Annotated in this window: 18 protein-coding genes, 1 rRNA gene and 2 riboswitches; of the genes, 7 read left to right on the top strand and 12 right to left on the bottom strand. The window is 45.8% G+C overall.

The genetic code is table 11. The annotated features are described in order from the left end of the window. Positions 1-73: ribosomal RNA gene (locus tag KNO69_RS13925) — 16S ribosomal RNA — on the bottom strand; the annotation flags it as partial. A gap of 362 nt (positions 74-435) precedes the next feature. Here KNO69_RS13925 and KNO69_RS13920 point away from each other — a divergent pair. Next, a complete protein-coding gene (locus KNO69_RS13920; RefSeq protein ID WP_214818780.1) occupies positions 436-1,278 on the top strand; it encodes a VanW family protein in 843 nt (280 codons plus the stop codon). A gap of 26 nt (positions 1,279-1,304) precedes the next feature. Here the strand turns inward: KNO69_RS13920 and KNO69_RS13915 are convergent, their stop codons facing one another. The 6 genes from KNO69_RS13915 to KNO69_RS13890 form a co-directional block, all read right to left on the bottom strand. Further along, positions 1,305-2,666: an NCS2 family permease gene (locus tag KNO69_RS13915; protein ID WP_251124981.1), complete on the bottom strand. Its 1,362-nt coding sequence runs from the start codon at positions 2,664-2,666 to the stop codon at positions 1,305-1,307. Positions 2,667-2,754: 88 nt separating this feature from the next. Then, a riboswitch (purine riboswitch) is annotated at positions 2,755-2,856 on the bottom strand. Between the two features lie 134 nt (positions 2,857-2,990). After that, the gene (guaA, locus tag KNO69_RS13910) at positions 2,991-4,514 is read right to left on the bottom strand and encodes a glutamine-hydrolyzing GMP synthase (protein ID WP_031424658.1); all 1,524 of its coding nucleotides are present in this window, start codon (positions 4,512-4,514) and stop codon (positions 2,991-2,993) included. A 112-nt stretch (positions 4,515-4,626) separates the two neighbouring features. Continuing rightward, positions 4,627-4,727: riboswitch (purine riboswitch) on the bottom strand. Positions 4,728-4,768: 41 nt separating this feature from the next. Then, complete coding sequence (locus KNO69_RS13905) at positions 4,769-6,868, bottom strand: transglutaminase-like domain-containing protein (RefSeq protein ID WP_214818778.1); 2,100 nt, start codon at positions 6,866-6,868, stop codon at positions 4,769-4,771. Continuing rightward, on the bottom strand, positions 6,865-7,935 hold the full coding sequence (locus KNO69_RS13900; protein ID WP_214818776.1) for a DUF58 domain-containing protein: 1,071 nt from the start codon (positions 7,933-7,935) through the stop codon (positions 6,865-6,867). The genes KNO69_RS13905 and KNO69_RS13900 overlap by 4 nt, the downstream gene beginning before the upstream one ends. Then, positions 7,932-8,882 carry an AAA family ATPase gene (locus KNO69_RS13895; RefSeq protein ID WP_214818774.1) on the bottom strand — a complete coding sequence of 317 codons (951 nt, stop codon included), beginning with the start codon at positions 8,880-8,882 and terminating at the stop codon, positions 7,932-7,934. The genes KNO69_RS13900 and KNO69_RS13895 overlap by 4 nt, the downstream gene beginning before the upstream one ends. Before the next feature lie 171 nt (positions 8,883-9,053). Further along, entirely contained in the window at positions 9,054-9,659 is a 606-nt protein-coding gene (locus KNO69_RS13890) for a flavin reductase family protein (protein ID WP_214818773.1), read from the bottom strand. A gap of 237 nt (positions 9,660-9,896) precedes the next feature. Here KNO69_RS13890 and KNO69_RS13885 point away from each other — a divergent pair, with 237 nt between their 5' ends. Together KNO69_RS13885 and KNO69_RS13880 are read left to right on the top strand one after the other, a co-directional pair. Further along, positions 9,897-11,738: an ATP-binding protein gene (locus tag KNO69_RS13885; protein ID WP_214818772.1), complete on the top strand. Its 1,842-nt coding sequence runs from the start codon at positions 9,897-9,899 to the stop codon at positions 11,736-11,738. Positions 11,739-11,935: 197 nt separating this feature from the next. Further along, complete coding sequence (locus KNO69_RS13880; RefSeq protein WP_074034697.1) at positions 11,936-12,253, top strand: hypothetical protein; 318 nt, start codon at positions 11,936-11,938, stop codon at positions 12,251-12,253. A 51-nt stretch (positions 12,254-12,304) separates the two neighbouring features. Here KNO69_RS13880 and KNO69_RS13875 read toward each other — a convergent pair whose 3' ends face one another. Continuing rightward, positions 12,305-13,567 carry a tetratricopeptide repeat protein gene (locus tag KNO69_RS13875; protein ID WP_078146243.1) on the bottom strand — a complete coding sequence of 421 codons (1,263 nt, stop codon included), beginning with the start codon at positions 13,565-13,567 and terminating at the stop codon, positions 12,305-12,307. A 248-nt stretch (positions 13,568-13,815) separates the two neighbouring features. Here KNO69_RS13875 and KNO69_RS13870 point away from each other — a divergent pair, with 248 nt between their 5' ends. The 3 genes from KNO69_RS13870 to KNO69_RS13860 all read left to right on the top strand — a co-directional run bounded on the left by KNO69_RS13870 (position 13,816) and on the right by KNO69_RS13860 (position 16,442). Beyond that, positions 13,816-14,499 carry a hypothetical protein gene (locus KNO69_RS13870; protein ID WP_214818771.1) on the top strand — a complete coding sequence of 228 codons (684 nt, stop codon included), beginning with the start codon at positions 13,816-13,818 and terminating at the stop codon, positions 14,497-14,499. 66 nt (positions 14,500-14,565) lie between these two features. Beyond that, entirely contained in the window at positions 14,566-14,766 is a 201-nt protein-coding gene (locus KNO69_RS13865; protein ID WP_078146241.1) for a hypothetical protein, read from the top strand. A 173-nt stretch (positions 14,767-14,939) separates the two neighbouring features. Then, entirely contained in the window at positions 14,940-16,442 is a 1,503-nt protein-coding gene (locus KNO69_RS13860) for an N-acetylmuramoyl-L-alanine amidase family protein (protein WP_214818770.1), read from the top strand. Between the two features lie 21 nt (positions 16,443-16,463). Here KNO69_RS13860 and KNO69_RS13855 read toward each other — a convergent pair whose 3' ends face one another. After that, entirely contained in the window at positions 16,464-16,994 is a 531-nt protein-coding gene (locus KNO69_RS13855; RefSeq protein ID WP_353047496.1) for a GNAT family N-acetyltransferase, read from the bottom strand. Between the two features lie 18 nt (positions 16,995-17,012). Next, entirely contained in the window at positions 17,013-17,840 is an 828-nt protein-coding gene (locus KNO69_RS13850) for a CPBP family intramembrane glutamic endopeptidase (protein WP_251124980.1), read from the bottom strand. A 139-nt stretch (positions 17,841-17,979) separates the two neighbouring features. Here KNO69_RS13850 and KNO69_RS13845 point away from each other — a divergent pair, with 139 nt between their 5' ends. After that, entirely contained in the window at positions 17,980-20,328 is a 2,349-nt protein-coding gene (locus KNO69_RS13845) for a bifunctional diguanylate cyclase/phosphodiesterase (RefSeq protein WP_214818767.1), read from the top strand. Positions 20,329-20,365: 37 nt separating this feature from the next. On the opposite strand, the gene KNO69_RS13840 is transcribed toward KNO69_RS13845, so the two are convergent. Together KNO69_RS13840 and KNO69_RS13835 are read right to left on the bottom strand one after the other, a co-directional pair. Beyond that, complete coding sequence (locus tag KNO69_RS13840) at positions 20,366-21,514, bottom strand: mannitol-1-phosphate 5-dehydrogenase (protein WP_214818766.1); 1,149 nt, start codon at positions 21,512-21,514, stop codon at positions 20,366-20,368. Further along, positions 21,515-21,946: a PTS mannitol transporter subunit IIA gene (locus tag KNO69_RS13835; protein ID WP_026824364.1), complete on the bottom strand. Its 432-nt coding sequence runs from the start codon at positions 21,944-21,946 to the stop codon at positions 21,515-21,517. It lies immediately after the preceding gene. Positions 21,947-21,955 lie beyond the last annotated feature (9 nt).

Here is a 21,955-nt window from a genome sequence, read left to right as displayed (position 1 = left end):
TCCTGCGCTCGACTTGCATGTATTAGGCACGCCGCCAGCGTTCGTCCTGAGCCAGGATCAAACTCTCCAAAGAATTTGATATAGCTCTTGAATTGACGAAGCTTGCGCTTCATTCAAAAATTGTAAAACTTTTTTTGCCTCATCGTTCAGTTTTCAAAGTTCGTCTGCCGCTCTTGGCGACTAAATGATAATAACATTTAATTCATTTTGATGTCAACAACTTTTTCGTTTGTTCAACGTTTGTCGCTGGCAACAGAGATAACTATATCACCTGCTTTTTGATCTTGCAAGCATTATTCTAAAAAAACTTTTAAATCTTTTTCTACATCATCCAAAGTTCGAATCCCAACTCCTTAATGGAAGAAGGAAGAATAAATCACTTTAAAGAATACACTTATATCTAAAAACGACTATAAACCTATAAGGAGTCAACCAATGATGCAATCCGATTTACAGCGGCCTAAGAAACGTTCACCGTTCAGAATCTGGTCTGGTACACAAATTTATACGCTTAAGCGACGAATAGAATGGATAACGGACAAACGAAAGTATGTTTCAAAACGAAACACTGACCCGATGCCCTATCTGATCCATACGCATCGCACTCCTCTATATCGCCAACTCCGAGATGTCGACATGGAAGTTCAACATAACAAGGTTATCAATCTGAAGATTGCAATCACCAAACTGAACGGCTCTATCCTGACTCCAAACGACGTCCTCTCCTATTGGAAGATGATCGGCAAGCCGACGAAACGTAAAGGATACGTCGACGGAATGATTCTCCATTACGGAAAAGTCACTTCAGGAATCGGTGGTGGTCTATGCCAACTGTCGAATCTAATCTATTGGATCACCTTACATAGCCCCTTGACCGTGACCGAACGTTATCGTCACAGCTACGATGTGTTCCCAGATTACCGACGGGATCAACCTTTCGGGAGTGGTGCGACATGTTCTTATAATTATCTCGACTTACAAATCACAAACCAGACAGCACAAACGTATCAACTCCTTCTATATATAGAGGGAGATCATCTCGTCGGGGAATGGCGTTCGAACATCCCGAATAAAGAACAGTATCGTATATATGAAGAAAACCATCATTTCACCCGTGAATGGTGGGGTGGGACGATCCGACATAACCAGATATTTAGAGAAGTCACTTCAATGAATGGTATACATCTTCGAAACGAGTTCATCACAGAAAATCATGCGATGACGATGTACGACCCATTCCTTCCTGAAAATACTGCATACAAAAAAGCCGACTCTTAATTACAGAGCCGGCTTTTCAAATGAACTTATGCGTGTGGCAAGAACATGAAGTATGCCAAGAAGATGATCAACATCCCGTACATGATCGGATGAATCTCTTTCGTCTTCCCTTTTGCAATCATCATGAGTGGATAAAGGATAAACCCAAGCCCAATTCCCGTTGCGATTGATGATGTAAGTGGCATCATGATAATCGTCAAGAAGGCCGGGACTGCAATCTCGATCTTTTTCCAATCGATATCGAGAAGTGCCGAAGCCATGAGCACTCCAACGATGATGAGTGCCGGAGCCGTGACTGGCGCCGTCACGACTGCCAATAATGGCGAGAAGAACAACGCTAACCCGAAAAATAATCCTGCGAAGACAGCTGTTAACCCTGTACGTCCACCAGCAGCGACACCCGCTGACGATTCAACGTATGAAGTCGCTGTAGATGTTCCGAAGATTGCACCTGCTACCGTTGCAGTCGAGTCCGCCAACAACGCCTTACTCGCACGCGGCACTTTGTTTTCTTTCATGATGCCCGCTTGACGCGCTACCGCGACGAGCGTTCCTGCTGTATCAAAGAAATCGATGAAGAAGAACGTCAAGATGACAACGAGCATTTGAAGCGTGAAGACATCACCGAAGTTGATGAAGGCTTGACCGAATGTAGATGACATACTCGGCGGCATCGACACGACATCTGAAATGGCTGTCGGAGTTGGCACGAGACCGAAGATCATTCCGACAATCGCCGTCAACAACATCCCGATGAAAATACCACCTTTTACATCGCGCGCCATGAGCAAGGCACTGACCACAAGACCGAATACCGCGAGAAGCGTTGTGCCCGTTCCGAGCGAACCAAGACTAACAAGTGTTGCTTCATTCGCGACAACGATGCCTGCGTTTTTCAAACCGATGAAAGCGATGAAGAAACCAATCCCTGCAGCAACCGCCATTTTGAGCGGAGCCGGAATCGCATTGACAATCGTTTCGCGAATTCCTGATAACGTCAATGCGATAAAGAAGAGACCTGATACGAGTACCCCTGACAAAGCCGTTTGCCAAGAAATACCCATCCCGATGACGACACTATATGCGAAGAACGCGTTAAGGCCCATGCCTGGCGCAATCGCAATTGGGTAGTTCGCGAGAAGTCCCATCGTCAATGAACCGACTACCGCGACAAGACCTGTCGCCACGAAGACCGCTCCTGTATCCATACCCGCTGCCCCAAGAATGTTCGGGTTAACGAAGAGGATGTAAGCCATCGCGAGGAAAGTTGTAAATCCTGCGATCAGTTCCGTGCGGACACTCGTACCGAGTGCTGTGAGTTGGAAGTAACGATCGATCCGACTCGTCGTTGATGGTTGTTGCTGTTCTTGCTTGAGCTGTGTGCTCATTTGTTTTCCTCCTTGTGCTCGCCGTAAAACGAGAAAAGGTCCCCGGCAAATGACCGAGGACCCCACGCGAAACATACGAGGGCATACACCCTCATCTATGTCTCGCCGTAGTGAAATCATTTAAGGTGATTTCGTAGAGACTCTCGGGCCATATCCCCGACATTATACGGCAAAATATTTTATAATTGTTCGGTTATAATAAGAACGCTCTTATCGTATCAGCGTGAAAATAGAATGTCAACTAAATTCACGGATTTTACATCGATAAAAAACGTTAATGTTCGGTTTTAAGACAAAACAGAGGGGATATCCCCTCTGTTCAGCTTATTCCCATTCAATTGTTGCAGGTGGCTTAGACGTAATGTCATACAGCACACGGTTAACGTGGCTGACTTCGTTTACAATCCGGACAGAGATCTTCTCAAGCACATCCCATGGAATACGTGCCCAATCGGACGTCATGCCATCGATTGAAGTGACCGCACGGACACCGACAGCATAGTCGTACGTACGCTCGTCACCCATGACTCCGACCGAGCGAATCGGCGTGAGCACCGTGAAGTATTGCCAGATGTCGCGTTCAAGTCCAGCTTTCTTCACTTCTTCACGTAGAATCGCATCGGATTCACGCACGATCTCTAACTTCTCTTCCGTGATTTCACCGAGGACACGAATTCCAAGGCCTGGACCTGGGAACGGTTGGCGCCAAACGATATAGTCAGGAAGACCGAGTTCTGTACCGAGTGCACGGACCTCGTCTTTAAAGAGCGTGTTGAGTGGTTCGATCAACGTGAAGTTCATATCTTCTGGCAATCCACCGACGTTATGGTGTGATTTGATTGTTTGTGCTGTGTCTGTCCCACTCTCGATGATGTCTGTGTAGAGCGTCCCCTGTGCGAGGAAGTCCATATCAACGAGTTTCGATGCTTCTTCATCAAATACGTAGATGAACTCGTTTCCGATGATCTTACGTTTTTGCTCAGGGTCCGAGACACCAGCCAATTTCGTCAAGAAACGTTCTTGTGCATCGATTTTAATGACCTTCATGTTGAATCCGTCCGCGAACGTCTTCATGACGCTATCCGCTTCCCCTTTACGAAGGAGACCATGGTCCACAAACATACACGTCAACTGATCACCGATTGCGCGATGAACGAGTGCGGCCACGACAGAAGAGTCGACACCACCCGAAAGCGCACAAAGGACTTGCTTATCGCCAACGATTTCACGGATTTTCTCCACTTCGAGGTCGATAAAGTTTTCCATCGACCATTCGCCTTTGGCACCACATACTTCATAGATGAAGTTTTTCAAGATGTCGTTTCCATACTCCGAGTGACGAACCTCTGGATGGTATTGGACACCGTACATTTTCAACTCATCGTTTTTGATTGAAGCGACCGGGCAAGACGGGTTCGTTCCATCGACGATAAATCCTTCCGGCGCTTCCATGACGAGGTCACCGTGGCTCATCCATACTGTATGCTCGACTGGAAGCCCGTTATAAATCGCTGATGCTTCCGGCGTTGAGAACAATGTCGCTTTTCCGTATTCACGATGAGCGGCACGTTCCACACGACCACCGAAGTGATGCGTCATGAGTTGCATCCCGTAGCAGATCCCGAAGATTGGAATACCCAGTTCAAAGATCTCTGGATCACAACGATATGCACCTTCCGCGTATACGCTGTTCGGTCCACCCGAGAAGATGATGCCGATCGGGTTCAATTCGCGAATCTCCGCTGCCGTCATCTTATGTGAATGCAACTCGCTGTATACGCCAAGGTCACGGACACGACGTGTGATCAACTGGTTATACTGACCACCAAAATCAAGCACCAAAATCATTTCTTGTTCTACTTTCACGAAATCTCCACCTTTCTGCCTTCTCCTCAAAAAAAAGGACGCGCCTCTCCCCAGATTAACCCAAACCGAAGAAGAAGCACGCCCTTTTCTTTGTATACGAAACGTGCTCCTTCATAGTCGGTCCATTTACGGTGGTCCGGTAGAGACTCTCGCGCCAATTCACGAGTATATACGAAGGAATGCCATGTTCAATTATCTAACTAATGCGTCTATCTTACTTGATGCATCCCGTCACTTCAACTCATAATTCGACGAATCATGATTTTCCAATATTCTTTATATTTTGAATTCGGCTCTTGTTCCGCATAAATAGCTTGCTCAAACAAAGCCGTCAGACGGGTCATATCATTCGTTTCATAGTAGGCGTCGACCTCTTTGGCGAGTTCCGAAGGCGTACGTCCCTCAATTTTGAATCCGTTCGCACGCAGTCGTTTCATCAAATAGCGGTGCATCGAGACGAGGCGCCCATCCGTGAGCGGACGACTCATCCACCAGACATACATGATTTGACGCGCGATGATTTTCCGGTTCCAAACGAGGACCGCCACGAGGAAGAGAATGACAACCCATCCCCACACGGGCATGTTGCGTGCCTCCTCTTGAACATCACCTGTCGTCACGTCATCGATCAACAAATCTTCTTGCGGACGGTTTTGCGTATCATTGTCCTGATTTGCTTGGGGATCGTTCGCAGCCGGTGTCGTGTCTTCCGTATCCGTCTCTCGTTCCATCTGCAATAAGTTGGCGTCCGAGAAACTGATGGTCGCTTCTAACGGGACCCAGCCCGCGCCTTCAATGAAATACTCGACCCACGAGTGGGCGTGACGATTTCGAATCGTATGTTCTTCTTCACCTTGAACGACCCCTCGTGTGTCACCCATCGTAAACCCTTTTACCCAACGCGTCGGTATGCCGTTCGCACGCAACAACACGGCAGCTGACGTCGAGAAGTTATCGCAATACCCGATTTGTGTGTCGAACAGGAACTGGTCAACATAATCCGTGTCCCCCTCCGGTTGTGCCACATTTTCGGTATCGTATTGAAATTCTCCATTTCGGAAATACGCTTCTACCGCTTCCGCCTTCTCGTTCGGTGTCTCACTCTCCGCCGTAATGTCAGCGGCTAAATTTCGTACACGCTCTGGCAACGATTCCGGTAGCTGTAAATAGACCTGTTGCTCTTCTTCCGTGAGCGACGTGATTTCTTCATTTAATGCAAGCTGTTCTTCAGAGAAAGCCGGGACACTATAACGAAGTTGGATCGTCCGCGGAGTCGATTGTTCCTCATTTTCAAATACAATCTTTCCGGACGGTTGCATCGTAATCGTCTCGTTCGGGAACGCCCGCTCGATGTCACCAACTCGAAATTCGGTACCGGACTCCGTTTCGATGGCTTGCGGATATTCTCCACCATAAGGAACGAACGGTTGTCGGCGCTCAAAACGTAATAATGCCTGTTCCGGTGTCGTATCCACTTCCGAGTCCACCAACTGACCACGATTGTAGTTCGAGTCAAGGACCGGTGCCTCAACCCAACCTTTCCCCGTATAAATCGCCTTGGATTCGATGCGCCAATAGCGGGCCGGCACGCCGCGAGCGATGAAGACGATGCCGTCGTCCTGTTCAAACGGACCACCTAGCGATTCGTCGTTCACTCCATACCCAACTCGGCCTGGGCCACTCCCATCTCCTTCCGTCGTCGCATTCCGGAAACTCGTAGTGATCCGGTCAGACCAATCGCCTTCAAGCGTTGGCGAAGCGTTTGCGAGAGCCACGACGACACTGAGGAGTAGTCCGATACTGACGAATCGGACGAGCGATTGACTCGGTCGTTTCGCCAAATCGGTGACAAATAATAAGAGGAGCGATGTGACGATGGCATACAGGATATTGCCTTCCCCGTCATACAACGTCCACGTATCAAAATAAGCCATAACCCCAAGTGTCGAGACAATCATCCCAAGTGCAAAACTGTAACTCGGATAGGTTCGTCCGACGAGCACGGCGAACAGCAAGCCAATCAGCGCCATGGCAGAGAAGAAAATTGCTTCATTCGGCAGCTCACCGCTCATGACACCCATCAAATCTTCCATCCATAGCCCAAACCAGTCCAGAATACTGCCATGATAGACATACAAGATGACGAGGAAATGAAGAAGCGAGATCCCAAGGAAAGCAGCCCACGGCAGAAGACTGGCAAACATCGGCACGATAAGCAGGAAGTAAAACGGCCACGTCACATCGAACGTCGTACTTCCGACAATCGGCTCAATCCAGAACGACAACAAATAGGCGGCAAGCGCCGTATAGACGATTCGGGTTACCCATGTCTTCATACCGTCACCTCATTTACTGCCGTGTAGAGATGATAGCTACCTTGTGTCTCGTGCATCAACTCTCGAATGGACGTCGTTTCAAACGGACTGATCAAAATCAAATCTCCAGTTTGTTGAGGCAGATTTTGCTTCACTCGTTCGACGAGACGCCCCTCGGCTTCTGGCGTGGCGGTCAACAAGTAATGGCCGACTTCCGCACTCTGGTCGGGAAGATGGAACAGTCGCACCTGCTCTTCGATGACGTAAAGTTCAAACGGCAGATTTTTTCGTTCTAACTGACGAATCGCCCCAACGAGTAAGGATAATGAGCGTTCAAATGCCTCTTCATACCCGGCAGAGACGGCAGGCACGAATACGAGTGAGAGCTTCTTCTCTTGTTCCTGGTCAAACGTCTTGGTCATCAAGTTACCGCGACGTGCGGATGCCTTCCAATCAATCCGTCCGATCCGGTCCCCTGCCGCATACTCCCGAACCCCGCTGGTCGTATTGGCAACTTCGGTATACGTCCGCATTTGACGATATTGTTCCCCACGACCTCCGACATGTTCGTCTCGAGGTAAATCAAACGGCAATTCGGCAGGCGACACCTCGACGACCGTTTCGAGTCGCAACGTCCGCTTCCGGTCGAACAAACCGAACACATCGCGTACATGGAGCACGGTGCGGTCAAAGACATGAATCCCACGCTTGATCGCCCCGACCTCATACTGGACGACTTCTGCTTGTCGGAAAAAACGGTCCACCGGCACGACAATCGTCTTGTCTTCATCCGTCAAACGTTGTGGCAATCGCTCCTCTAACGTGACCACCCCAATCAAGAAAGGGTACTTCCGTTCAATTCGTAACTCGACGTCCATTGTTTGTCCAGAGACAAGTCGCTTCGTTGTCACACGACGCACCACATTTGCCGCCGTGACCGGATAAATCATAAAGAGCGTCCAGTAGACGGTCAACACGACGAACGACCACCATAATGTTGAGGCGACGATACTGCCTTCGATGCGGGCAAATGCATACAATCCGAATGCCGCCGCCCATACAACGAACAGCTTCATCCAGTTTTTCATACTTCATTGACCTCACGATCCATCGGGACAGGTAACGTATCCAGCCAATCTTGAATCAACTGATTTGGTGACTTTCCTTTATATCGCGCTTCCGCTGTCAAAAGGACGCGATGTCCGAGCACGCTCGTCGCCATCGCCTTCACATCATCCGGCAAGACGAAATCACGATTATGGATATACGCCCATGCCTGTGCTGCTTTCATCAACGCAAGTGTGGCTCGCGGACTCCCGCCTAAATACGTATGCGGATCTTTTCGCGACTCATGTACCAGTCGCACGATGTACTGCTTGACCGCACTCGACACATGTACGTTTCTCACTTCACGTTGCATCAGTTCGACTTCTTGCTTCGTGATCACGCTCTGAAGCGCCTCGAGCGGCTCTTCTTTTTCAAAACGTGACAACAACGCAATCTCTTCATTGAACGTCGGATAGCCCATCTCGATTTTAAGTAAGAAGCGATCCAACTGTGCTTCCGGTAACGGATACGTCCCTTCATGCTCAATCGGGTTTTGTGTCGCCATGACGAAGAAAGGTGAAGGTAACACTTTCAATTCCCCGTCCACTGTCACACTTCGCTCAGCCATCGCCTCGAGAAGAGCCGATTGTGTTTTCGGTGAGGTCCGGTTGATTTCATCCGCTAAAATGATGTTACCCATGAGCGGACCTGGTCGATATTCAAATTCTCTCGTTTTTTGGTTATACATCGAAATTCCGGTCAAGTCGGATGGCAGCATGTCCGGCGTGAATTGAATGCGCTTAAAATCTAAGTCAATCGCTCGACTGAACGTACGAACGAGCATCGTTTTCCCCACTCCTGGTACGTCTTCAAGTAATACATGCCCACCTGCCAGCAAGGCAGTGAGACTTTTTGCGATGACTTCTTCTTTTCCGACAATCACGGTTTCGATAGCGGTAATAATCGATTGGACAGTTGGACGGTACATGACGGACTCCCCTTTTTCTCTGATCTAGGATGACTGAAAGTTAGAATGTTCTGACTTTATTGTGACACAAGCGAGTATCGGAAAGAAAGAAATACCGCACCCAAATGCGTTTCCTATTTCTTTACCCAAAAAACGTGTCCGTTCTTTAGAAAAAACGGGCACGTTTATCGGTTATTCCGGGCGCTTCACATCAAATAGTTCCCCAAGGGTCGCATAACTATTGCCCGCCATCCGACTGACAGGCGCTAGCCGTTTGGCATCGATGCGTCCTTGACTGTATAACTCTCGATCAATATGAAAGCGGACAATTCGTGCAATCAATAGATCGGCAGTCGTTTTTCCTTCATGTTCAATCGGCAAGTGATGATGGAGCACACATTCAAAACGAATTTTCGCTTCTTTGACCCCTGGCGTTGAAATCACATCACTCGGTTGAAGCGTAAAGTCCGTACGAGATAGCTCACTCTCATCTGCCGCAAGGTTGGCGGCCGTTTCGTTCACGTTGATGACGTTCGTCTCATCTACGACATGAATCACCAGTTCATTCGTACGGAGTGCGTTACGCGCCGTGTCTTTCATCACGCCATCTTTTCGTTGAACCGAGACAGAGACGAGCGGAGGATTGGATGCGACTACATTGAAATAGCTAAACGGGGCGGCATTAATCACGTCCCCATGTTGTGTTGTGACAAATGCAATCGGTCTTGGAACAATACTGCCAATCAAAAATTTATATGTGTCTCGTTCAGTCAAAGCAGAAGGTTCAATCGATAGCATAGACTCACACTCCTTTTTATCTTAACTTCAAAATAATCACTTCATCAGACAATGTCAACGCAAAGCAGGTTGACACGTGTACATTTCATGTATTTTGGGTAAATCGCATTATGTGTATATGATTTTAAACACTTCGTATAAGCAAATTGTTTCATTTTCCCTTCCCGGTCTCATAGAATTCAGGGCAAGGAAAAGATGACCTATCGTTTTTTATGTTCAAGGAAGGAAGTAGAACGAATGATCAGCAAGTGGATTGAACAATTGAACAGTCGTCAAATACTCAGTATTTTATATAGTGTTTGTGGATTCAGTCTGGTTTTGACCTTGATTGGGGCCTGGTTCGTTCGAGATGGGGATGTCTCCACTCTCGAACTCACTGCCCTCCGATGGATTTGGATGATTGGATTGGTCATGTTCATCAGTGCCATTTTATTGATCGGACGCCCGCTCATCAAACGGATGGCCGACCAGAACAGCAGACTGAAAGCGAAGAAAGAAAAGCTCGAAACCGTGTTGAACGAATCCAAATTAAACGAAATCAATCTTCAATATCGCAATGAGTTGATTGAAGTATTGGCTTCGAAAGAATCACTATTCGATTACTCTTCTGTCATTGAAAAGATTGTGTTGCTTACAAAATCTGAGTTCGGTGCCCTTTTACTCACAAAAGACGGAGAAATCACGTCTGTCGTACCGAAAGAGATGACCGAAGATCAACAAGAAAGTCTAAAGAAAGATTCCCTTTTGCTTAAACGAGTCATGATTTCAAAGTTACCGGCCGCCACTTCTAAGCGGGTCGTCGATGCGTTACACACGTATCCATATTATATCTATGAGACGGTCATTCCTATCATGGACCCATCGGATAATAGTCTGATTGGCTGTCTTTACTTGGCTCGTTACGACGAACAGTACGATGCCAGTGAAAAATCGGAGTTGAACGCGTTTGCTGGTCAACTTGCCATCTCTCTTCTTCGCATGCAGCTTTATCGTCAGATGCAGCAGGATCGAAAAGAAACAGCGCAACTCATTAACTCTGTACGGGAAGCTATTCTGTATGTGAACTATGAGGATGATACCGTCGTCGGGAATCGCGCCTTCATTCGCATGTTTAATGATTTACACTTTGACTACAAGGGATACGAAGAACTCTCTGCCATCGATATCGATATCGAGCAATTAGCAGAACGCGTCGATCAGCATGAACAGTTTGTCCGATACTTCGAGCGCGTCTTTACGCAAGACCCGCCGGAAGACGGACTGACGATTTCAATCGATCAAGGCGATTGCTTCATTCAACTTTATGCCGAAAGCGTCTATCGGGACCGTAAACTCCGCGGAACGATGCTCGTCTTACGTGATGTCACGGCCGAAACGGAGATTGATCGGATGAAATCCGAACTCGTCTCGACCGTCTCGCATGAATTACGGACACCTTTGTCCTCGATTTACGGATTTACCGAACTGATGCTGTCACGTGATTTGAAGGAAAGTCGTCGTGAACTGTATTTGAAGACGATTCACGATGAAGCGAAACGCCTTTCCTATCTCGTCAACGATTTCTTGGATCTTCAAAAAATGGAGTCTGGAAAGCAAACGTTCGAGTGGGAACCGGTCGATTTATACAAGCTCGTCACAGACAGTGTCGCGTTTTATCAGGAAACGACGGACCGGCATGAACTATTCATCGATGCCGATACCGAACAAGACTTTATTATCGATGCAGACTTAGAAGGGATGCGTCAATTACTTGGTAACTTATTAAGTAACGCCATCAAATATTCGCCAGATGGCGGGAATATCCTTGTATCGCTCGAACGCATAGACGAAGAGGTCGTGATGAAAGTGAGAGATCACGGTATGGGTATACCGAGTGCCTCGCTCCCTCACCTCTTCGGGAAATTTTACCGCGTCGATAATTCGGATCGTCGCAAAATCGGAGGTACCGGTCTCGGTCTCGCAATTTGTAAAGAAATTGCCAAAGCCCATGATGGTCAACTCCATGTCGAATCGGTATACGGGGAAGGAAGTACATTTATCTGTGAACTCCCAACCTCAAAAGAACACATCATGCAATAACACGGTCATATCGACCGTGTTATTTTTGACTCTTTTTTGCCTAATCTGGAAGGAATCCTTTTACAGAATATAGAAAGGAAAGAAGCCGATTCATTTTCGTAGATGTAGATTACCCTATCCATTTATTTTTGCACGTTTTAAGTCAAAAACAAGATATACTGAATATAAAGAGATTGCTAGGATCGGAGGACTTGCCATTGGATCATCGTGACCCACCTTTTTCAGAAATTGGAGATTTTAATCAATGGGGACGTTTCGAGATTGACGTGCCTCACATGGGGGAGCAAGCGAAGTTTCAAACTGCCGCTGCTTTGATTCGGAAGCATGTTCCATTGCGGCTTGGTGGTTTTTACATTGTTGCGAGCGAAGAGGAAATTTTGCATAGTGGCTCTCATGATGCGAATCTTCAAAAACATTTGATTCATCTATTACAGCAGGTCCTTAACGGTCATATAGAAGACGAACGCCTCGTTCAAGAACAAGTGTGGACTGTGCATTATTTCACGACACCATAAAATGACTCGAAAAAGTACTTATCCCATAAAAAATGACGCTCTCTTCGAGCGTCATTCTGCTTGTGACATGATTGAAATTACTTTTTCGTAATAGTCTGTTGCTTGCTTGTATTTCCCATTCTCCCTTAGCTCTTTCGCTAACCAAAGGGCATATTTTTTTGCGTATACGTACTCATCGTGATCTTCAAAATAAGTCACGGCACTTTTTAGGCTCTCCATAAGCTTTTGAGAGTTCTTATCCTTAAAGTGATTCCAATAGATATTAAAGTGCTGATTGAATTCTTCGACCGCTTCATGTTGTTGCATCAATTCGTGGCCTGTTTCTAACCAATCTAAGACACCTTGTTCATTTTCCTGTTTTGCATTTACCTCTACCAGTGATAACACACTAAATAGCTTACTTCTAATATCCACTTTGTATTCAAAACTTTCCATGAAGTACGTAAGTGCCTTATCTTGTTCTCCTAATAACGAATAGATTTCTCCTATATTGTTATAGAGCATTCCATAATAGTTTCTTAAATCAGTTGCATTGGCGACTTTTAAAGCTTTTTGATTGTAAGAGAGAGCATCTGCATATCGTTTTCGTCGTTTATAAGTTAGTCCAATCAACATATGACACTCTATCATTCGCTCCAAACAAAAATTTTCTTGAAAATATTTTAATGAAGCTTGAAGATTTTCAAGAGCTTGTATATTGTCGGTAAATCGGAAATATAACGCGCCCGTAATGTAACGAATATCTGCAGCCTCCCAATCAGGTATTCCTGAATGAGGTAATTTATTTGTTACTTCTTCGATTAATTTGTATGATAGTTCTTTTTCATTTTCCTGAAAATATTGAAGTGCTTTCACTGTGTAATATCGAATGCGATCATCAGCAGAAAGTTGATCTTCAATCCAACCTACTTCCGTTACATATTTCGAATCCCCCCCTGGCATTACTCCAAAACGGGCCAATGTGACCATGAGAGTCATATACACCGATTTGGATTGTTTAACCGTAGGATGATTCATATATTTTTTGACTTGCTCTTGTTTGTCACGATCTTTTCGAGTAAGGATTGCTTCTTTCAAAATCTCTCTTATTTCTTTAATAACTTTTTCTGATTGGTAACTAAAGTCATGATATAGGGGTACTTCAATTTCAAGACGCTCGAAAAGAAGTTCTAGGACTTCCTCACTAGCAGATGTTTGATTATTTTCAATTTTGCTCAAATAAGAAATTGAACAGATCCCTCTTGCTAACACGGATTGTTTCATATTTTTTCGCAAGCGCTCTACTCTAATTAAATTCCCATAGTTGTACTCCATTATTAGTAGTAGCCCCTTTGCCCCATTTTCGAACTTCACTCATAATTTATTCATGTGAAGTACTTTCAGGAAATTCAGCCTATAATCCTCAACTTAATTAAGCATTTTAAACAAAAGTTTCCCAACCCAAACTTATCCATCATCACAATTAATCATGATAAGATTTAACTAGTCAATCAATAGTGATTTGGACTTTAGTTCTACTTTTTCAATTAAGATGAACAGTTTGTAGGAGGTGGATGGTATACATGGGGAAACTTAGTTTTTTACTCGCTGAAGATTATATTAAACCGAAAATCTACTTTAAGTCGAAATCTTCTAAACCGTCTGCGGTAGTAGACCATTCATATTCGAAAGATGACTTAAATCATTTCGAAGGCTTAGAAAATTTGACACAGTTATTATCTTCTACTAAAGGCTTCATTGTAAACGCATTTCAAATCGATTACTACCAACGTCTTCCGAAACTAATTTCAAAGACGTTAAAAGCAAACCGTTCCTTTAAAAAGCTTTACATTTTAGGTCCAGAATTATCGTTGTCAATTTTAAAAAGAAGTAGCAAAACTTCTTATGAAGCACAACTTCATGATTATGAATTTATCAACGTTGAACAGGATTCCGATTTGTTATCTAAACAATGTGAAACGCTATTGAGCGAAGGTCACATTTTATATATTCTTCCTGAAGCCTCTGTATGTTGGCAACCTAACTCATTAGAGCAACTACAAAAAGTTTGTACTCCACTTTGTAGTACCCTATTAAGTCAGACTGTGAACGTTCCGATTGTAGCGACTTTAATGATAAACGACTCTGATAAAGTGACTATTTTCGAACCGAGTTTACCTGAGACCTACTCAGGGAACTTATTCGATTCTGTTAAAGAACAGTCTGAAGACATCTACCAGCTTTTAAAATCCTCAGATGACATGTAAGTTGCTTGATCAAAATTGGTATTAATTTTTTTCCATATAAATCATTATACAACGGAGGAATTAAACATGAAAAAGTTAGCTGGATTTTTCTTTATTACAACTGCAGTCCTCTTACTCGGAAGTTCATTCAAACCTTTTGCGGAAGAAAGACCACGTATCGTAAAAATCGAAGAACCGATTACTATAAATGCTGAAGAAAGACCACGCATTGTACAAATCGACGTTCCAGCAACCTTTAATAATGAAGGTATGCCTCGCATCGTTTAATCTGATTTACTCCAGACGCCTTGTGCGTCTTTTTTATTTTAAGAAAAAAGGTAAATGAATTATATATTTCCCTCCATTTTTTCCTTTTTACTTATATAATAAACAGGGACAACCTAGATGCACTCTCATACGCCGCCCTTGTCACTAGTTTAATGAATAAAGGAGTTTGAACATTGAATGAAACAAAATCATCATGGAGTTTAAAGCTGTTACTCAGCTCTTCACTTGCAATATCCGGGGCAGCAATCGTCCCGTTCCAACTGGATTCATCTGGTATTCAATCGACTGTTGTTGAAGCCGCCTCGACCTATACCACTACCGCCAACTTAAATCTTCGCTTAAGTGCAGCCACTTGGAGCCCTGTCCTATTGACCATTCCATCTGGCTCAAGCGTCACGTATATCAGTACATACGGTTCGTGGTACAAAGTCAGTTATGGAGGCAAAACAGGATATGTCTCTTCTCAATACGTTACGGTCTCGAACACTTCTGCTTACTATAAGACAACAGACCGATTAAATATGCGTCTTACTGCCGCTTCATGGAGCGATGTCGTCACCGTGATCCCTGCCAACGCGACCGTCAAGTATGTCAGTCGCTATGGGTCATGGTACAAAGTGACGTTCAATGGAAAGACGGGCTACGTTGCTTCTGCTTATTTAACAGCTACGAGTGCTCCCGTCCCACCTTCGGACTATTATAAGACGACTGCCAATTTAAACCTTCGTCTCAGCGCCGCTTCATGGAGTTCTGTCGTCACGACGATTCCGTCGGGTGCGACGGTCAAATATGTGAGTCGCTACGGATCATGGTATAAGGTTACCTATAATGGAAAAACCGGTTACGTTTCTTCTGACTATTTAACGGCGACGACAGCTCCTGTAACCCCGTCTGCTTATTATGAAACGACCGTGAACTTGAACATGCGCCTTAGCGCGGCCTCTTGGAGCAATGTCTTAACCGTCATTCCGGCCGGGTCGGTCGTCAAGTATGTCAGTCGTTACGACTCGTGGTATAAAGTCACATACAATGGGAAAACCGGTTATGTAGCATCCGAGTACTTGAAGCCTACGACTGTCACGACACCAACCGATACAGACGGAACTGGTAAAACGGTCGTCATCGACGCAGGGCATGGCGGAAACGACCCTGGCGCTGTCTACGGATCGGTTTACGAGAAAGTAATTGCACTTGATATCGCGAAACGCCTTGCTGGCGTCTTATCGAGCACATATGACTACAACGTTAAATTGACTCGCTCAAACGATACGTACCTCTCCCTTGACCAACGTGTGTCACTCAACAAGTCTTATAAAGGGGATGTGTTCGTCAGTCTTCACGCGAACTCTTCTGTTTATAACACGGCTCATGGACATGAGGTACTCGTCCCGACGTCAGATAGCTATACGACAAACCCTTACGTTTCCGCCAGCCGTAGTCTCGGCTCAAGTATCAATAAAGAGATCGCTTCACGGATTTCTACGATTCAAAACCGTGGGGTCAAGTATCAAAATGTATACGTAGTCGGACGTAACGTGTCACCTTCTACCCTTGTCGAATATGGATTCATCAGTAATTCAAGCGACCGCTCACATTTAACGAGTACGACATATCGTCAACGAATGGCTGAAGCAACGGCATCCGGCATTCATCAATTCATGCGATCTTATTACTAAAAAAAGGAACTTAGCACTCAGCTAAGTTCCTTGTTTGATATTGACCCGCCAAATCATATGTGATGACCCGGAACCCCAATAATGTTCGAGGATATGAGATGGCTCACCCAATCGTTTTTGCCAATAGGCTTGGGCGCTCGGGAATCCGGCATCTAAATAAAAGACCTTCTTCCCTCGAACCGAAATTTCACGCATCATCTCTTCTAACAGGAATTGTCCGACACCTCGCTGCTGCATTCGTGGTGACACATAGACACTCCCTAGCTCAATCGCATCACGCTCAATTTGTATGTTGCCTGAGATGATATCATTCGGAGGTAATAACGCCCCTGCTCCGACAAGGATTCCGTCCTCTTCTACAACGTACAGATCAACGGTGTCATCATCGAAATGATCTTGAATCGTCGTGTTCAGACGCGCCACTTCTTCATCGAGCAAATCGGCATCTTCAAACCGCTCTCGTCGAATCAAGTCACTCAAACTCTCCATAAACAAGCGCTGCAAGGATTTCACGTCTGATTGTTCGAGTGCGCGAAAATTCAAGACGGCCACTCCCTTTTCTTTTTTGTTTTACTCTTTACCCTCACGAATTCGTTGCGTAACACTCGGGTACGAGGGAATCATTTCTTCGAGCGGCTCATAATTCAATTTACCGTACGTTTTCCAAATGATTAAAATCGCAGCGGTCCATAATGTGATTGTCAAATGAATAAACCCGATTGGATAACCACTTTCCGCTTCGAACCCGACCATCACGAACATTACGTTGAACATCGTATGCATGAGAAAGGCCGACCATAAATTGCGCGACGAACCGTTGTATACCCAAGTGATGATGATCGTATATGCCATCACGGCTAAGCCATACGCCCAAAATGACAAATTCGCCTGTCCTGTTCCAGCCATGAAGAAGAGAGGAATATGCCACATCGCCCAAAGAACCCCGAGTGACAGGCTAGCTAGAAGTGGAGAGAGTCTTGATTGTAAGGCGTCCAGCAAATAGCCGCGCCATCCATACTCTTCTTGCAACGTCCCTCCGAGAACTAGCATATAGAAGAAGTATGGGACGACCCACCACGGTTCGTGAACGAGTAGGGCACCGCTTCGATCCGTCCACCAATACGCTACGAGAAATAAGAACGGCACCAACAAAAAAGGAATCGCATACGCCTTCCAACTCATCTGGAACTGAATGCTTTTCCGAAGAAGATGTGTCACCCCTTCCCCGCCCCGAAGTCGATACATCGTGAGAAACCCTGCAATGCTTGGACCAAACGCCCCTAAAATAACGATGACCATGATTGGCAAATCGGTCCACCAGTACAAGCTCCCCCATATGAACCATGAATAGCCGAATGAGACCAGTAAGAAAAAGTTGATGTATTTGTTTTTATACATAATCAGCACCCCTTTAGCAATGTAGTACCCGTTATTTGATTGGAAGAATAGCATTTGAATCTTTTTGTATGTAATTATAATTGTTCGGCATATAATGAAGTGATGAATGGATTAAATAACCCTATGAGGTATCGACACTATGGAACAGATTAGCACGCATACAACAAGTCACAATGGATTTTTGATGATACTCGCTTTTCTCATTGCTAGCGTTTCAGCCTTGATGGCACTCGAATTAGCGAAGCGGGTCACAGGAGGTGTGACAACGTCTCATCGTACTTGGATTTTATTTGGTGGTACCACGCTAGGTCTTGGCATCTGGTCCATGCATTTTGTGGCCATGCTCGGTCATTCTTCTTTACACGAAAGCACGTACTCCATCTGGCTCATTATCGGATCGATGATTCCGGCGATTGCCGGGTGCATCCTGTCGTTCGGTTTGATTTCTCGCAAGACGACATGGATGACCTTACTGCAATCTTCCGGTTTGATGGGATTTGGAATCGTCAGCATGCATTATATCGGGATGACCGCTATACAAAGTGTTCAATTGGACTTTGATCCCTTATGGGTATTGATTTCAATTGGTATCGCTTGGGGCGCTTCCTTTCTCGCCTTATGGGTAGGTTTCTTTTCGTCCTACGCTACGGCACGGACATCCTTGCCCGTTAAACTGATGTTCTCCCTTCTGATGGGGACAGCTATTTTCAGTATGCACCTTGCTGGAATGCGGGCAACGACCATTATCCCCGATGCTTCAGCTGCGAAGCAGGTTCCGATTGATCCGACCCTACTCGCATGGTTAGTCACAAGCATCGTATTTCTCTTATTCGGAATGTACTTTATTGCGTATACGTTAGAACGACAAATCCAAAAACGTGACCTCTTCCAAACGACGATTTTAGAATCGACAACGGATGCTGTAGTGACGACGACAAGTGATGGTGAAATCCAATATCAAAATCAAGCGTTCGCTCACTTATTCGAGGGATGTGCGACAGAACCTTTTTTTCAGGATTATCATCCTTTGCTGTCGGCTCAACAGCCGTTCTATCAGCCGGTACAAATTGACACAAATCATCGTACGTTAGAAGTGACGTCTTACCCACTTCAAGATGGTTCGAACAATCAAGTACTCTGGTTCATCCGAGATGTGACCGAAGCGGTCGCTTCCCAGCGTCTGATTGAACATATGGCTTTTCATGATGCATTGACGGATTTACCGAATCGTCATAAACTTGATGCCATCTTGAAGGAATGTATCTCACAAGAACGTTCGGTCGCCTGTTTATATATCGACGTAAACCGCTGGCGTTTCCTAAGTGACATTCTCGGACATCACGGAGCAGACGAGTTGATCATGCAAGTCGCTGACCGCCTCAAACATACGATTCACCCAGACGATGTGTTGACACGAATCGGACCATCCGAGTTTGTCATCTTACTCTTTGCGCAAAGAAGTTCGCTCGCTCATCAAAAGGCTGAAAAATGTATTAAGGCAATTTCATCCAGCTTCGACGTGGATGGCACGACTCTTGAATTGACAATGAGTGCGGGAATCAGTCATTTCCCTAAGGACAGTGCTTCTTCCGAAGAACTTATTCAATTTTCTCGTCTTGCCGCTGATGAATCCAGACAGGATGGCGAGAATAACATCAAATTATTCGAAGAATCATCGCGACCTCAACTCTTGCGCAATATGGAGATAGAAAAAGCGCTCGTCACCGCACTAAGTAATGACGAATTGACGCTTGTCTATCAACCGAAAATCGATTTGAAGCGAAATCGATTGGAAGGCGTGGAAGCATTACTTCGCTGGCAACATCCACAAATCGGAAAGATTGCGCCGTCTGACTTCATCCCGATTGCAGAAAACACGGGGTTAATTCATTCGATTGGTCATTGGGTCATTCGGGAAGGCTGTCGCACTTGGGTACGTTGGCAACGAACTGGGATACGTCCCTTTACATTATCCCTTAACGTCTCCCCGCTCCAATTTGCGCGCGAAGATTTTGTTGATACGCTACAATCCATTCTTTTGGAGACGGGGATGGACCCGATGTATCTCGAATTGGAAGTGACCGAGTCCTCGATGCTTTCATATGAAGCCTCAACCCGTGAAAAACTGACACAGTTGCATCAGCTCGGGATCCTCATTTCTCTCGATGATTTTGGGACCGGCTATTCTTCTTTCAGCCAACTTCGGGAACTTCCCGTGCAAGTGCTGAAAATCGATCGGTCGTTTATCGAGAACCTGTTCACCGACCGCAATCAAGAGGCCATCGTCCGCTCGATGATTCAACTCGGTCACAACCTTGGTATGAAAGTTCTCATGGAAGGTGTGGAAACATCCGCTCAACTCGAATGGTTACTCAAGGAATCATGTGACTACGTACAAGGCTACTACTTCAGTTTTCCATTGTCTGAGACAGACGTTCCGCTTCATGTCAAAGAGACGACCACCTATCTCGAGTTCGGGAAACACTAAAAATCGCTCCTGTCAAATGGACAGGAGCGATTTTTAGTTACGACACGCGTTCTTTTTCTTCTTCCCGAATCAAATGATATTGATCGAGAATCAACTGAGTCAACGTGTCCCCCTCATGAAGATGAAGGTATTTTTCAATCGTTGACGAGATGCCGTGTTCTTCGATCGACAAGTTCAGCTCCGACGATTCCGAGTCCTCCGGGTTGTAATAATGAAGGGCTGCTGCAATCCCGTAAGCAAGTTCGTTTGGCTCGATGCCGTTATCCATCAATTCACGTGCCGGTTTGACAAGACGGTCGCTCGGTCCAAGTTTACGAATCGGCGAACGCGCCACGCGCGACACTTCATCCTTTAGTTTCGGGTTTTCAAAGCGCTTGATGATTTTTTGAATGTATTGGCTATGCTCTTTCGCCTCGAATCCGTATTTCTCAAGCAATAACCAACCTGTCTCATACAATGCGCCTTGAACGACTTGACGCACACGGCGATCTTGTAGCGCCTCGTCAATCGTCGCCTTTCCGAACAATGAGCCGATATAAGAGGCGATGGCGTGTCCCGTATTGACCGTGAATAATTTTCGTTCGATATACGGTCCGATCTCTTCAACCCACGTCACGCCTTGAATCGGTGGTTGTTCGTTGAGCCCTTGTGTCTCGATGACCCATTCATGGAACGTCTCGACTTCCACGTAAAGTGGATCCTCATGTTGTTGTAGCGGGACGATGCGGTCGACAGCCGCGTTCGGGAAGAAAACATTCGCCTCCCCGACACCACCACACGCCTCTACTTCTTGACGAAGGATCGCACTCCCACCAATCATGTTCTCACATGCGATGACATAGACCGGGGCATCTTCGACTTCACGAGCACGAAGTCCTTCGCTGATCAACGGTGCCACTTTTGAGAGAAGTGACGGTCCGACAGCCGTCGTCACGAGATCTGCTTCTGCAATCAATTCCACGACACGAGCCGGTTCTTTTAAACTGTTGACACCGCGAACACGGTCGACAATGATACGATCGACGCCGTCTTCTGCGAACCCGACCTCATAATGACGTTTTGCTTCAAGCGCTTCGATGACCGTATCATTGATGTCGACAAACGTCACCTCGTAACCGCTTTGGTTGAGCAATAATCCGATAAAGCCTCGTCCGATGTTTCCTGCCCCAAAGTGAACAGCTTTCATTTACGCCACCTCTTCCATAAAGAGCGCCAAGATTTCTTCTTTCGTTTTCGCCTGAACAAGGCGCTCCACATTGCTTTCGTCCGAGCAGAGAATCGCGATTTGCGATAGGAGCTCTAAATGTTCATCATTCACGCCTGCAATTCCGATGACGAGTTTGGCCGTTTGACCTCCAAAGTCGACACCGTCTGGTACTTGCAGGAACGAGATCCCCGTCTTCTGAACCGCTGATTTCGCTGCTTCTGTACCGTGTGGAATGGCGACGTGATTTCCGATATAGACGTTGGCGATCGCTTGACGTTCATGCATCGCTTCTACATACTCCGGCGTCACACAGCCGGCGTCTTGTAGGACGGCTCCGGCTGCTGTGATCGCTTCCTCTGTCGTTGCGAATGTTTGGTTAAGTCGAATCATCTCTGTTTGAATGAATGGCATTTTGATTTC

This window comes from Exiguobacterium sp. s131 (assembly GCF_018617345.1).
Lineage (GTDB): Bacteria > Bacillota > Bacilli > Exiguobacteriales > Exiguobacteriaceae > Exiguobacterium > Exiguobacterium profundum.
The sequence above is the reverse complement of the archived record's forward strand: the minus strand, read 5'-3'. Positions and strand labels throughout refer to the sequence as shown.

What these genes read in the sequence shown, in the direction of transcription:
- KNO69_RS13920 (WP_214818780.1), top strand. Translation starts at nt 436, where the DNA reads ATGATGCAATCCGATTTACAGCGGCCTAAGAAACGTTCACCGTTCAGA.
- KNO69_RS13915 (WP_251124981.1), bottom strand. Translation starts at nt 2,666, where the DNA reads ATGAGCACACAGCTCAAGCAAGAACAGCAACAACCATCAACGACGAGT.
- guaA (WP_031424658.1), bottom strand. Translation starts at nt 4,514, where the DNA reads ATGATTTTGGTGCTTGATTTTGGTGGTCAGTATAACCAGTTGATCACA.
- KNO69_RS13905 (WP_214818778.1), bottom strand. Translation starts at nt 6,868, where the DNA reads ATGAAGACATGGGTAACCCGAATCGTCTATACGGCGCTTGCCGCCTAT.
- KNO69_RS13900 (WP_214818776.1), bottom strand. Translation starts at nt 7,935, where the DNA reads ATGAAAAACTGGATGAAGCTGTTCGTTGTATGGGCGGCGGCATTCGGA.
- KNO69_RS13895 (WP_214818774.1), bottom strand. Translation starts at nt 8,882, where the DNA reads ATGTACCGTCCAACTGTCCAATCGATTATTACCGCTATCGAAACCGTG.
- KNO69_RS13890 (WP_214818773.1), bottom strand. Translation starts at nt 9,659, where the DNA reads ATGCTATCGATTGAACCTTCTGCTTTGACTGAACGAGACACATATAAA.
- KNO69_RS13885 (WP_214818772.1), top strand. Translation starts at nt 9,897, where the DNA reads ATGATCAGCAAGTGGATTGAACAATTGAACAGTCGTCAAATACTCAGT.
- KNO69_RS13875 (WP_078146243.1), bottom strand. Translation starts at nt 13,567, where the DNA reads ATGGAGTACAACTATGGGAATTTAATTAGAGTAGAGCGCTTGCGAAAA.
- KNO69_RS13870 (WP_214818771.1), top strand. Translation starts at nt 13,816, where the DNA reads ATGGGGAAACTTAGTTTTTTACTCGCTGAAGATTATATTAAACCGAAA.
- KNO69_RS13865 (WP_078146241.1), top strand. Translation starts at nt 14,566, where the DNA reads ATGAAAAAGTTAGCTGGATTTTTCTTTATTACAACTGCAGTCCTCTTA.
- KNO69_RS13850 (WP_251124980.1), bottom strand. Translation starts at nt 17,840, where the DNA reads ATGTATAAAAACAAATACATCAACTTTTTCTTACTGGTCTCATTCGGC.
- KNO69_RS13845 (WP_214818767.1), top strand. Translation starts at nt 17,980, where the DNA reads ATGGAACAGATTAGCACGCATACAACAAGTCACAATGGATTTTTGATG.
- KNO69_RS13840 (WP_214818766.1), bottom strand. Translation starts at nt 21,514, where the DNA reads ATGAAAGCTGTTCACTTTGGGGCAGGAAACATCGGACGAGGCTTTATC.
- KNO69_RS13835 (WP_026824364.1), bottom strand. Translation starts at nt 21,946, where the DNA reads ATGCCATTCATTCAAACAGAGATGATTCGACTTAACCAAACATTCGCA.